The sequence below is a fragment of the Paraniabella hibiscisoli genome, from assembly GCF_022512515.1.
In the GTDB taxonomy this organism is placed as follows: domain Bacteria; phylum Bacteroidota; class Bacteroidia; order Chitinophagales; family Chitinophagaceae; genus Niabella; species Niabella hibiscisoli.
This window is the reverse complement of record NZ_JAKWBK010000003.1, coordinates 410581-422889: the sequence shown is the minus strand read 5'-3', so window position 1 is coordinate 422889 and position 12309 is coordinate 410581. Positions and strand designations below refer to the sequence as shown.

The window sequence follows — 12309 nt, the reverse complement described above, 5'->3', positions numbered from 1 at the left end:
GCCACAACATATTATAAACATGAAAAAGAAATACTCTTGCTTGTTTAGCCTCTTGTCGATCCTCTTTATTTCAGCATGTAATAAGCAATTGAGGGAGGAACCTCACTCAATACTTACACCTGAATTCTTTGCTACTACACAGGGCTTTCAACGCGGACTAGATGCGGCTTATGCCGGAACCAGGAACCTGTGGGGTACTCAGAACCTGTTTACTATGACCGTAATCGGAACGGACGAATTTTATACAGGTAAGGATGGTAACAATGATATCAATAAGTATAATAGCAATTACAATACTTCCAACGGAACAGTGGCGGCAATATGGAAAGAATGTTACACCAATATCAATACCTGTAACGGGGTTATTGAGTATGCGCCTAAAATAACCGGGCTTCCAGATGAGCAGAAAGGAAGGAATGTAGCTGAAGCAAAATTTCTGCGGGCTAATTTTTATTTTTTACTGGTGCAGTTTTGGGGAGACGTAACACTGAACCGCAATTTTCAGACAGCTCCGGTCACTTCCGCAACCCGTACGCCTCTGGCAGAAGTATATATGACTTTATTATCCAGGACCTGAATGATGCTATTGCTGAACCGAGCTTTCCACTAAGCCCAAAATCAGCTGGTGTTTTACCGGGGAAGGCAACAAAAACTGCAGCCTGGCATGTACTGGCTAAAGTATACCTGGCCAGGGCGGGTTCTTCGGCGAAGAAAGCCGATGATTACAAAAATGCATACTTCAACGCCATGGAAGCCATCAATAAAAGCGGACTCACGCTTTTACCCGATTTTGCACAGGTTTTTGCAGAAGGCAATGAAGCCAGCAATGAAGTGATCTGGACTGTGCAGCACACATCGAACCTGGCGTATAATGGGCCAAACAATAGTGGCGGTTCAGACAATGTGCTCAACCATATGTGGGTGCCTAAGTATGAAGATGTAGGTGGTATGAAAAGGGATGTATTGTACGGGCGACCTTATATACGCTGTGTACCTACACCATGGTTAACAGAAGTCGCATTTGGCGAACGTGTAAACGACACCAGGTACAACAAGACCTTTCAAACCGTATGGTATAGTAATAATGCTGCATCTATACCCAAATGGACAGCACCTCTTCCCCCGGGGGCTCCTGCAGGAGCTGTAGTTGGCCAGCCCAAATTCCCGGTCGGCGACACAGCTATCTTTATGCCCGGCAAACCGGCTACCCCTGCACAGATTGCTGCTTCCCGGTATTTACTGATGCCTCCTAATAACTACAATATCAGTTTAAGTCCCTATATGAAAAAGTATAATGATACTAAAAGAGCTGATATGAATTATCCTTCGATAAGACCGGTAATAGTATATCGCCTGGCGGAAACTTACCTCATAGCTGCTGAAGCCGCATTTATGGGTGGCGCCGGTGCAGCGGATGCACTTCAAAATATCAACATAGTAAGAAGACGGGCAGCCTATCCGAATGCAAATCCGGCTGTAATGGATGTAGCAGCAATACCCTCACTTGATTTTATTCTTGAAGAGCGGAGCAGGGAGCTGTGCGGTGAATTAACCAGGTGGCTGGACCTGGTTAGAACGAACAAACTGATTGACCGGGTTAAAACAAAAAACTACAATCCCGAAGCGGCGGCGAATATTAAAGAATTCCACGTACTACGGCCCATTCCTCAAGCCCAGATTGACGCAGTTACTACCGGGCAGGCATACCCTCAGAACCCTGGTTGGTGATACATTTTTAGAATAATTAGCTTGGAGATTGCCAGGTTCCTGTGGTCGAAGATCGCATCCCCGGTGATCCTGTAATGTCTGTCTTCTGATTCGGCTCTGTAATCTTGTGTTTAAACTCTGAACAGATACTTTGCCTTTTGCTTAATAATGATTGCTTAATTAAAAATGCTTTTATGAAACCGCAATTACTCAAAATGCACACTGAGCCTTACAGCTCCTTTAGTTTTAGAAATGATTCGGTACCCCATGTAAACAACCGCTGGCATCTTCATGCAGAACTTGAATTGATCTATTTTAAAAATGGTGAAGGCACACAGTTTATCGGGGACAATATCTCAGACTTTAAAAGTGGAGATGTTGTACTGGTAGGACCCAGCCTGCCTCATTACTGGCGTTTTTCTGATTCTTTTTTGAAGAGAATGCTAATCAGGTTAATGTATTCGTGGCCCATTTTCCTCAAAACTTTTTGGGGAGTCATTTTTTAGACCTGCCCGAGAATATTGAAATAAGAGCCGTTTTCGAACGTTCAAAAAGAGGGCTTCAAATTGCAGGCAAAGCACGAAGCCGTGTTGCCGATATCCTGGAGCGGCTATCCTGTGCCGAAGGAAGCCAGCGTATACTATTAATGATTGAAGCCTTAACGATTATTTCATCAGAACCCAATTGTATGGAGTTGTCTTCTGTAGGTTTCAGACCCAGTGACTATTCTGACGAGAATGAAAGATTGCAGGCCATCTTTGATTACTCCAATAAAAATTTTAAACATAGAATAGCTTTAGAGGAAATTGCTGAAATAGCCAATATTAGTCCCAATTCCTTTTGCAGGTATTTTAAAGCAAGAACCGGTAAAACCTATTCCCAGTATCTTATAGAGCTAAGGGTAGGATATGCCTGCAGGCTGCTCATTGAAACCAATACCTGCCTGAAACGGTTGTGTTTCGAAAGCGGGTTTAATAATTTTTCCAGCTTTCATAAATATTTTAAGATCATCACAGGGCGTAGTCCGCTGATGTATCAAAAAGAATACACCATGTAAATATACCCAGGCATTGATGCGGGTGAATTTGCTAAAATCAGTGAACATATTGCTGATAGGTAGTATCATGGTTATAAAAATACATACCATATTTGCCCGATTAAGAATAGATATTTTCAAGCTACATATATGAATCAAATTAGAATTGCTATAAGCACATGGATCATTGTTCTCGTGCTGCTCAGCCAAAGTTTTACAGGGTTTTGCCAGACAACGAATGCCGGCTTAAAGCTCCCGCAGGGATTTACTGCCAAAAAGATCATAGATACCTCCGGTAAGGCAAGGCATCTTTCGGTGTTGCCCGGTGGATTGATTTACGTGAAAATGGCAAAGCCCTGGCAAGGGAAAGCTATTTTAATGCTGAGAGAGAATGATAAAGGGCAGGCCGCTGTTGTTGGCGGGTTCAGCAATTATGGAGGAACGGGCATCTATATTAAAAACAATTATTTGTATGCATCCTCGAATGAAGAGGTCTTTCGTTATCAGTTGGGAGCCGATGGCCAGGTATTAAATCCGGATAAGCCGGAGCGGATTATAACCGGGTTAAAGATGGGGACACATGAAAACAAAATCAATAGTGCTGGACAATGATGGTAATATTTATGTCAACATCGGTATGCCCACCAATTCCTGCCAGGAAAAAGACAGGCAACCCGGATCAATGGGAATACCCGGTTGTCCTTTACTCGATTCGGCAGGAGGTATCTGGCAGTTTCGTTGTGATAAACCCGATCAAACCTATAAGGACGGTATTCGCTATGCAACAGGATTACGTAACGTAGTGGGGCTTGATTGGAATACACAGAATAATACCCTATTTGTTATGCAACATGGCAGGGATCAGCTGCATGATCTTTTCCCTGCACTATACAATCAAAAACAGTCTGCAGAAGTTCCTGCTGAGTGTATGTATATGATTAGGAAAGGTGATAATGCAGGGTTCCCTTTTATTTATTATGACCAGATCCAGGGCAAAAAAATTCTGGCTCCTGAGTATGGCGGAGACGGTCGTAAAGAAGGTAGTAAAGAATATATAGATCCTGTTGTGGCATTTCCCGGGCATCTGGCTCCAAACGGGTTATTGTTTTATACGGGAAGTCAATTCCCGGAAAGATTCAGGAACGGTGCATTTGTCGCTTTTCATGGCTCCTGGAACCGCACACCTGAAAAACAGGAAGGATATTATGTGGTGTTTGTTCCTTTTGAGAACGGCAAGCCGTCGGGGAACTGGGAAGTTTTTGCCGATGGATTTTCAGGCGTGTCTGAAGTGCGCTCTCCCCGCCAGGCCCGGCACCGTCCTTGCGGATTAGCGCAGGGCCCCGATGGAGCGCTTTATATTACAGACGATGTAAAAGGTGCTATTTATAAAATTGAATACAAACAATAAGATGCGAAAAGTTATAATACTGGCTTGTGTACTGGGGAGTTTTACAGGGTTTAGCCAGTCAGCAAAGAAACCTTTGGTTAAAAAAGCAACATCTTCGGTTTCGCCGGTTGTATCGTCCGCAAACCGGGGAAAATAGTTTACCGTAAGTTCTGTTTATCCTGTCATCAGCCGGATGGGGAGGCGTGCAAAACTTAAACCCGCCACTGATAGGCACCAGCGGCGTTTTAGGAAACAAGGCCCGGCTCATCAAAATAGTAAAAAATGGCCTGCAGGAACATGTTGAGCTGGATGGAGAGTATTATTCCAATAATATGCCTCCGTTTAAAATGCTTACCGATCAGCAGGTGGCTGATGTATTAACCTATATCAGGAGAAGTTTCGGAAACAAGGCAACGCCGGTGTATAAGAATGAGGTAACACAATTAACGGCTAAGAAAAAATAGCCGGATGTATTATTTGTTTCGATGGTTGACATTGTCAACCATTTATTGGTTAAGTAAAGTGCATGTATTGTTACAGCTATGTAATAATAAACAGGTATTAAAATTATTATTGCGCATAGTTTAACCTCCTTTCTAGGGCCAGTGCAGACACTGGCCAGGGCTATGCTGAGGTTTGTGTCTCCACAAACCAATTGGAAGCATTCAATAAAATTGATGTTGGTTTATTATAAGATAGTAGTTTAAGCAAGCAATCAGAGGAAAAGAATGCCTCACTCAAAAGCAAATCTTTGCTACTGGTGAGGCTTCTTCATTTAAATAAAATAAGAGCCTGCTTAAGAATATTTTATTAAAAGCCTCATGGCAGATCATTTGACCATTTCTTACACAGATCCCAGGATTACCGGAAAAAATGTGTAGGTTAAAATCGGGGTAAAATAATCAGGGCATTCAGGGCGCGGCCGGCTTGTAGCATTGTTTTTCGTAGCAGGCTAAAAATGCTTCAGTGAAGCTTGCTACCATTTTGTAGCATTCATCCGGCAAAAGATGAAAAATGCTACTACCGCCGTTCCCGCTTGCTTTCAGCAACCAGCTTCAACACTTCGTTAAGCATTCAATAATGAACGCCCCCAATTTTTGGGAGCCCGACCTTTGTATTACCGGGCGACGCGTGCGGACACGCGTCATGGCCGGCGGCCCTGATTTGTGTCTGCACGAACCGGAAATGTTATGCACCGGTTTTCCTTCTTAAACAGCCTCTAAGGATCAATATATCACTGTATCCTTACTTGTATAGGTATCAAATCCTTATCTTAAAAATGCGGTGGCGCACCATAGTAAAGGCGCTTGCCCGTGCAGGTCTCCTGTATTTCGTTTTCTGTCTAAATAATATTGGCGGCTGTCCTTTTTATTGGTTCCTTCACATACATCTGTAATGTCGCCATCGCTGTTAATGTATTTAATTAATGATAACCATGCTTTGCGTGCGGCAGGCGCATAGATCGCTTTATCCAGCCATCCTTCTTTCACCCCCGTAATAAAGGCACAGGTAAACATACCGGTACAGGAGGTTTCTTTCCATGAATCAGGGTCGTCGATCAATTGTCTCCACATACCATCGGCTGCCTGGTATTTTAACAATGTAGCCATCATTTTTTATACCCTTCCATAATACGGGGACGATCGGGATTATTTTTAGGTAAGGAGCGTAACAACTCGCTCATGCCAACCGCCATCCAGCCATCGCCACGTCCCCAGAAATAAGGGACATCAGGTGCGTGGTAAAACAGGCCGTTCGGCTGTTGTAAAGAGTCCAGGTAAAATACCATTTCCCTGGCAGCCTTGGTAATATACATGGGGTTGCCAGTGGCACGGAATGCCTGTGATTGAACGGCCGTAATCATAAACATATCATCTATCCACAAACGTGTTTGCCAGGTCAGCCCTTTATTATAAAAGCGGTGTGACTCAGCGGTGACCCGCTTTCCTTCCGGTGGTCCCCATTGCTTATCTGCAAACATCCTCCCTATCTTAAGATATCGCTCCTCTTTAGTTTGCATATATAATTCCAGGGGAACCGATCCAAACACGGTATAATCCACATGATCAGGAACCGGGATCAAACTGTCGCGGCTACCGAATAAAGGTTCAAACCGATCGGCAAGTTGCCTGGTCAGGGCTTTATTGCCGGTTACTTTTGCAAAAGTCAGCGCGCCATACCAGGTACAGGTTTCGGGGTAAGTAATTACTTTGGGAGGGGTAGGGCGGTTAAAATTAGTATGAGGTGTAGCAATAAACCGTGATGCAATTTTTTCCGATCTCTGCCGGCGAAGCTCCTTCAGGCCACGATTTAAATGCCTGGATGGAGGACGACTGCGCATGTGCCGTGGCAGTTGCAGCAAGCACTGATACAGCACCGGCAAGCAATAGATTTGCTGACTTCATATTGTATTATTTCATTTATAGTTTAAGCTATTCGTAGTCTCAATTAATGGGTTGTAAAAGGCAACTGGGTATGCCAGTCAGGAAGATAAGCATACCATACCCATGGCTTTCCGGCCAAAGGCTTTACCTTTTCTATATACCAGGCCGGGGTAGTATCTCTTTATTTTTTTCAAACTTCAGGCGCTGACCGTTTAACCAGCTAAAATATGAAAATGTTTTTTTAGCGCTCAGCGTATTTAGCCAATTATTAAGCTGTATATACTTTTAAAACAAATGGTACCAGCTGATGAGCGGTATTTACCTGGCTTCTGATATTTCAATAATATTGCTTGTTAAAGATTGTAACTTCCCCGAGGCAATATTGATCCCTACTTCCATAAGGTAGGCTCCTGATAGTATTTTGTCATTATCCGGCAATGTAGACGGCGTGTCAGGCAGCAGATTGATCTCACGTATGCGGTAATTTTTGGAGGGTGTCAAACCTTTGAGCAGCACTTTTGAAAAGCTATCCTTTTTCTGAGGTTCAAATGATAGTTAAAGAGCACAGCCCGGCTTTGGGAGTTGTTAACATACATCAGAACGGCCCTGTTTTGATCATAGGGAGAGATCAGGCGATAAAGGTTGCCTTTCCATATAATGTCGCTGATCCCCGAATAGGTTTTAACCGCATTTTTGCTAAACTCGAGCTCTTTTTCGGTAAAATTGTTCACGCGGATATCATATCCCATCTTGCCCATCATAGCTACATCCGTTCTGAATTTTAGAGACTGTTTTCCCATGCTGGTGACGTGTGCTGACATAGTATTGGATGGGAAAAAATAAGAATACCCCCATTGTATAAATATCCGCTCCAGCGCGTCTGTATTGTCGCTGGGCCAGAATTCTGTGAAATATTCAAGTGCTTTGTAGTCGGTACGACCACCACCGCCCGCACATAGCATAATGGGTAAATGTGGGTACTTTTTTCTGATGCGTTCCATTACACTATAGAAACCTTTGGTATAGTTAATATAAAGATGCGATTGGCGATCTTTAAGATAAGCAGAATAAGCGTTGGTCATACTTCGGTTACAATCCCATTTTATAAAAGCGATGCCCGGATTTTTGGTCATCATATCATCTACAATACCAAATACAAAATCCTGTACAGAAGGGTTGGTAAGGTCAAGAACGAGTTGATTCCTTCCATAACTCTCGGGCCGGTTGGGTAGTTTCAATATCCATTCAGGATGTTTTTCATATAATTCACTTTTAGGATTCACCATTTCCGGCTCCAGCCAGATGCCAAATTTTACTCCACGTACCGAAGCTTCCTGTATGAGTTTGGCAATGCCGTTAGGTAGTTTGGATCGATCAGGTTGCCAGTCACCCAACCCTGCTTTGTCATCATTCCTTGGATACTTGTTACCAAACCAGCCGTCATCCAGTAAAAAAGATCTACACCCAGTTTCCGGGCTTCTTCAAAAAGCTCTGTGAGCTTTTGTTCATTAAAGCTGGTATGTGTTGCTTCCCAGTTATTAAGCAAGGTCATCCTGGGAGCATTACCGTCCAGCAGGGCATTATTTCTAACCCATTTATGCAGGTTACGGCTGGCCAGGCCTTTACCCTTTGCGGAGTAGGTGAAAATAAATTCAGGAGTTGTAAATACTTCGTTTGGTGCCAGATAGTATTCTGACGCAAATGGATTGATCCCTGAAATAACCCTTAATCCATTTTTTTGATCTACTTCAAAAGTATATTTGAAATTTCCCGTCCAGCCCAATGTACCTGCAATCAGTTTTCCATCATTTTCTGAAGAAGGCTTACCAAGTGAAAGGATAAAAGTTTGAGTCTGGTAAAAATTAGTTCTCGTTCCAAGCTTACTTTCAATATTCTTAATACCATTGGAAAGCTTTTCCTCTGCCATTTGCACTTCCCTTGCCCAATCTCCGTGAAATTGTGTTAACCAATACTGTCCTGCATTAAAATGCAGCAGCGATGAAGCATACTGGGTCAGCATTACAGGCTTTTTTCCTGGTGCCGTATTTCAGTCCAGGTTTTTATAACGTCTTCATTATTGTAGGCCTTGAAGTGAATCGTAACCTGAAATGGGTAGGCGGGATCCTTCAACATGATTTGCGTATAAGTGATATTAGCTTCTTTTCGCTGTTTATAATAGTCAAACTGCAAATCCAATGATGGATTCCCATCGTTATGTATGGCTCGAATGGCTGGCTCGAATTGGTTATCCATACCAGCGGTCAGGTAAATTTCCTGGCCGGCGTTCAGGTCTGTATAATCTGGCCTGGATAGTTTATTACCTATGTAAACCTGGGTTACTTTTTTATTCTTTCCTATTTTGTAAACCAGGGCTGTGTTATCGGTCTCTATAAAAATTTTATCTGTTTGTGTTGTACCAGCTATTGATAGTAACAGAAATAAAACCGTACAGGAAAATAATTTCATTTGCTTGCTTTAGAAGAACCGTTGACAGGTTCTGTTTTATGGTTTGCTCAATCAGAAATACAGGGTTCGCACTGTTTAAAGATTAATAGTGGTTCTTTTCCCTTCAGTCAAATCATATTCCTGTGTTTTACCATTTGCTGTAATATGCATCGTTAACCGGTTGCCGCTCTTACGAATCACTTCTATATCGAATATCTTTCCAAATGCATGTATGTTTTTCAACCGCATAAAGTTCCATGATATTGGAAGGTTGGGAGTGATGTTGAATGTGCTGAAACCAACGGGGCGGATTCCTAAAATACCTTCCGTAAAAATGCGGCAATATAACCCGCTTTCAGCCGATAAGTGCCGTTGGTTTCCCTCCGGATAGGCTTCTACGGCATAGGGTACATGATCTCCCAGTAGTCGCCTCTTTGAATAATATTTTAAAAAATCGTATGCTTTTGCTTTTTCTCCTGCTGCAAAAGCGCCGCGCAATCCATATAAAGTAGATCTGTCCCAGAAGGTGCTGTTTCCGGCAAGAGTAGCAAGTCCGTCTTCCGTCCATAAACGTTCAGAAAATAATGCGTCAATAGTACCTTTTTTCTATCGAAGATGTCCATGACTAATGGTGTAGCGATCCATGATCTCAATGTGTCGTTGCCTTTATAGTAGCGGTAGGTATTAAAGCCCTCTATCGTTGCTCCAAAGTATTTCTCAATGTTAGACTTCATTTGAGCCGCCCGTTGTATATAATCTTTAACCTGCTTTTCATTTTTTCCTAATGACCGGGCAATCATTGCTGCCGACAATAAACCGTCATAATACAAGCAGCTGGTATTAAGGTTGGCGTTTCCGGAGGGAACCTGCCTTCCAGTTCATCTCTGTTGCTCCATACCACACCTTCATCATTGATCTTTCTTTTACAGTATTCCAGGCACCATTCAATAAGCGGCCATAAGACTTTCGCAGAATCTATGTCCCCGTTAGCCAATGCAAACCGGCCGGCACCATAAGCAATCATAGCCATATCGCCCCTATCGCCCGCTCCCTGCCATACTCCTTTTCCCTCGTTAATAATGGAACTGGGAATAGGCTTATACTCCGGGTTCATGTATGCTGCGAATAGCCGGTAAGCGTTCATAGCTGATTTAGTAGCAATGTCATCTCCCAGGTAGGCAAAAAATGGATTGATGTATTCTGCCTGGTCGTTAGCCCAGATGGCAGCATAGTATCTCAATCCTCCGGGGCCATGCATCAAACCGCCCCTGGTGTCAAATATGCTTTCTGTTCCTCTTAGTTTGGCAAAGTTGAACATAGTATTTAAAACAGTATCCGGCGATTCCAGCCTGAGCAAATTGCTGATGTCTTCAACTCTTTTTCTCCTCGCGTTTTCTTCCTGCGTGATACCTGCGTATACCGGCGTGGACGATGCTCCTGCAATTGCCTGGTAGCTAATGCCAAACACGACCGAATCGCCCGGTGCTACTGTTTTTAATCCTTCATTAATGCTGGATATGATAAACCTTAAAGGACCATCACTGGCCCGCTCGGGAGCAGGTCTTACTTCCCGTTGTAAAAATTCCATTTCAAGTTTAAGGGGCTGATTCCCGTTATTAATAAAAACAAGCTTTTCAATAGCTACCGCTTTATCAGCCGAAGGATAAAAAGATCTTTTTAATGCTAATGTGCCAGAGGTGCCAATAGTACTTTCGATCGAGAGAATTCCATCAAATTTTACAGTTTTTGCCTTTTCGGGCTGGTCATCCATTACGGTGGCATTATAAATGCCTTTTTTGAGAAGCTTGTCATTTATTAGGATTCGCGGCAGGTTTTCATCCTCTACACTATACATCATAGAAGCAATGGTTCGTGCAGGTAAAAGTCTGAAGCCGGGAAATACAAAGGTTCTGGTAAATGACGGAGTCTTTTTGTCATCGATATTATATTGAAGCCAGAGTGATATTTTTTGCCCACTCATTTCTATATGGTCAGCATGGGGTAATCGATCTGCAATGTTCCAGGCAATGGTTCCGGGTGTCTCTATATTCCAACGGGCCGCAGTTCGATTCATCATTTTAAGCTGCCCCCATAAGTTTGAGGGTGATAAAATACCCCACAACACTATAATGCAAATCATAGATATATAGTTTCTGATTCCTGACTGTTTCATAAAATGATTAATAATTGAATGAATTTTGCAACGCTGCCTAACTGTTTTTGGCAGCTATTATCGGCAATGATTTTACAACGCAATATTAACGGCCATAAGAAGTTAATGGCGCTCGTATATTATCTGATAACTCAACAATTTTGGCTATATACATCAGTAGGTTCGTGAAGAACCCGCTCTTTTAAAGTCAGGACAAGCCAATTGAACCTTTTACAGGTAGTGGATATTAAAGTGGGGGAATTGATTGGAGGACCCAAGGAGTGCCTTATGATAGACAACTACCAACGTGGTTTTCGAAAATGGCGGGTGAAATAATAAGTATTACATTAGCAAAAGATTTTCATCTCAATCAACGCCCTATTAAATAACTAAACTGGTTTTAAAGCACAAAGTATGAATCTTAAATTTTTGTTGTCCATAATTATTAGCCTGTTGTTTAGCTCTTTTGTTTTAAAAAAGAGCTGCCTATCAACATCGTTTTTATAGGAGATAGCATAACACAAGGTAATAAAGTTCCAGGTGATACGCCGCCCGATTATGCAGGGGGTATTTAAAGCTGCATGATTACCCTAAAGCAAGAATTGCCAATTGTGGTGTCAGCGGTAGAACTACGTATGATTTTTTGCCGGATGCCAAACTGTACACTCATGTAAAAACAGTAGCCGATTCTTTTTATCTCAATAGGGAAGCGATGCTGATTTTCTCGATAATGATAGGTACTAATGATAGTGCTGTTGAAGGACCGAATGGAGCTCCTGTTGCTCCCGACCAATACAGGCTCAATATGAAAATGATCATAGACAGCTTGTTGCAGCGATATCCTGACGCCAGGGTAGTGGTACATTATCCGATTTGGTACAGCGACAATACACACAACAGGTCTACCTATATGAAAGAAGGGCAGCAGCGTATAGTGGCTTATCAACCTCAAATAGATAAGCTCATTAACAATTATAAGAAAAGCCATCCACTCCATGTTTTCAAAGGCGATACAAAAGCACACAACTATTTTAAAGAAAATTATCTCACTGATTTCAAACCCGAAACCGGCGTAGACGGGGTGTTTTATCTACATCCTAATCATAAGGGAGATATGGCATTGGGTGAGTTTTGGGCGAAGGCTATTTTAAAAGCAATCAGATAATGTTTATAGGGTACTGCATAATAGCTGACCAAT

14 protein-coding genes and 1 pseudogene are annotated in these 12309 nt (G+C 42.5%); 8 read left to right on the top strand and 7 right to left on the bottom strand.

The features are described 5' to 3' along the window. Positions 1 to 19: 19 nt before the first annotated feature. The 7 genes from MKP07_RS33470 to MKP07_RS33440 all read left to right on the top strand — a co-directional run bounded on the left by MKP07_RS33470 (position 20) and on the right by MKP07_RS33440 (position 4594). Positions 20 to 577: a RagB/SusD family nutrient uptake outer membrane protein gene (locus MKP07_RS33470; protein WP_240852398.1), complete on the top strand. Its 558-nt coding sequence runs from the start codon at positions 20 to 22 to the stop codon at positions 575 to 577. Beyond that, complete coding sequence (locus MKP07_RS33465; protein ID WP_240852397.1) at positions 472 to 1728, top strand: RagB/SusD family nutrient uptake outer membrane protein; 1257 nt, start codon at positions 472 to 474, stop codon at positions 1726 to 1728. Before MKP07_RS33470 ends, MKP07_RS33465 begins: the two co-directional genes overlap by 106 nt. A 173-nt stretch (positions 1729 to 1901) precedes the next feature. Next, a complete protein-coding gene (locus MKP07_RS33460; protein ID WP_240852396.1) occupies positions 1902 to 2213 on the top strand; it encodes an AraC family ligand binding domain-containing protein in 312 nt (103 codons plus the stop codon). Continuing rightward, complete coding sequence (locus MKP07_RS33455; protein WP_240852395.1) at positions 2195 to 2764, top strand: helix-turn-helix domain-containing protein; 570 nt, start codon at positions 2195 to 2197, stop codon at positions 2762 to 2764. The genes MKP07_RS33460 and MKP07_RS33455 overlap by 19 nt, the downstream gene beginning before the upstream one ends. A gap of 129 nt (positions 2765 to 2893) precedes the next feature. Beyond that, on the top strand, positions 2894 to 3355 hold the full coding sequence (locus tag MKP07_RS33450) for a hypothetical protein (RefSeq protein ID WP_240852394.1): 462 nt from the start codon (positions 2894 to 2896) through the stop codon (positions 3353 to 3355). Beyond that, complete coding sequence (locus MKP07_RS33445; RefSeq protein ID WP_240852393.1) at positions 3324 to 4151, top strand: PQQ-dependent sugar dehydrogenase; 828 nt, start codon at positions 3324 to 3326, stop codon at positions 4149 to 4151. The genes MKP07_RS33450 and MKP07_RS33445 overlap by 32 nt, the downstream gene beginning before the upstream one ends. A 182-nt stretch (positions 4152 to 4333) precedes the next feature. Next, positions 4334 to 4594 (top strand): c-type cytochrome, encoded by a 261-nt coding sequence (locus MKP07_RS33440; protein ID WP_240852392.1) that lies wholly within the window; start codon positions 4334 to 4336, stop codon positions 4592 to 4594. Between the two features lie 804 nt (positions 4595 to 5398). On the opposite strand, the gene MKP07_RS40435 is transcribed toward MKP07_RS33440, so the two are convergent. The 7 genes and pseudogenes from MKP07_RS40435 to MKP07_RS33410 form a co-directional block, all read right to left on the bottom strand. Next, positions 5399 to 5743: a glycoside hydrolase family 88 protein gene (locus MKP07_RS40435; protein ID WP_262920121.1), complete on the bottom strand. Its 345-nt coding sequence runs from the start codon at positions 5741 to 5743 to the stop codon at positions 5399 to 5401. Beyond that, positions 5740 to 6471: a glycoside hydrolase family 88 protein gene (locus MKP07_RS33435; RefSeq protein WP_262920120.1), complete on the bottom strand. Its 732-nt coding sequence runs from the start codon at positions 6469 to 6471 to the stop codon at positions 5740 to 5742. The genes MKP07_RS40435 and MKP07_RS33435 overlap by 4 nt, the downstream gene beginning before the upstream one ends. Positions 6472 to 6832: 361 nt before the next feature. After that, positions 6833 to 7015 (bottom strand): GH36 C-terminal domain-containing protein, encoded by a 183-nt coding sequence (locus MKP07_RS33430; RefSeq protein WP_240852391.1) that lies wholly within the window; start codon positions 7013 to 7015, stop codon positions 6833 to 6835. Beyond that, positions 7015 to 8767, bottom strand: a pseudogene (locus MKP07_RS33425) (glycoside hydrolase family 36 N-terminal domain-containing protein); the annotation flags it as partial. The pseudogene MKP07_RS33425 and the gene MKP07_RS33430, both read right to left, overlap by 1 nt. A 288-nt stretch (positions 8768 to 9055) precedes the next feature. Further along, positions 9056 to 9457: a hypothetical protein gene (locus MKP07_RS33420; RefSeq protein WP_240852390.1), complete on the bottom strand. Its 402-nt coding sequence runs from the start codon at positions 9455 to 9457 to the stop codon at positions 9056 to 9058. Next, positions 9406 to 9789 carry a hypothetical protein gene (locus tag MKP07_RS33415; protein ID WP_240852389.1) on the bottom strand — a complete coding sequence of 128 codons (384 nt, stop codon included), beginning with the start codon at positions 9787 to 9789 and terminating at the stop codon, positions 9406 to 9408. The genes MKP07_RS33420 and MKP07_RS33415 overlap by 52 nt, the downstream gene beginning before the upstream one ends. Further along, entirely contained in the window at positions 9756 to 11036 is a 1281-nt protein-coding gene (locus MKP07_RS33410; RefSeq protein WP_240852388.1) for a hypothetical protein, read from the bottom strand. Before MKP07_RS33410 ends, MKP07_RS33415 begins: the two co-directional genes overlap by 34 nt. A 652-nt stretch (positions 11037 to 11688) precedes the next feature. Here MKP07_RS33410 and MKP07_RS33405 point away from each other — a divergent pair. Further along, positions 11689 to 12276: a GDSL-type esterase/lipase family protein gene (locus MKP07_RS33405; protein ID WP_262920192.1), complete on the top strand. Its 588-nt coding sequence runs from the start codon at positions 11689 to 11691 to the stop codon at positions 12274 to 12276. The last annotated feature ends 33 nt before the right edge of the window (positions 12277 to 12309 follow it).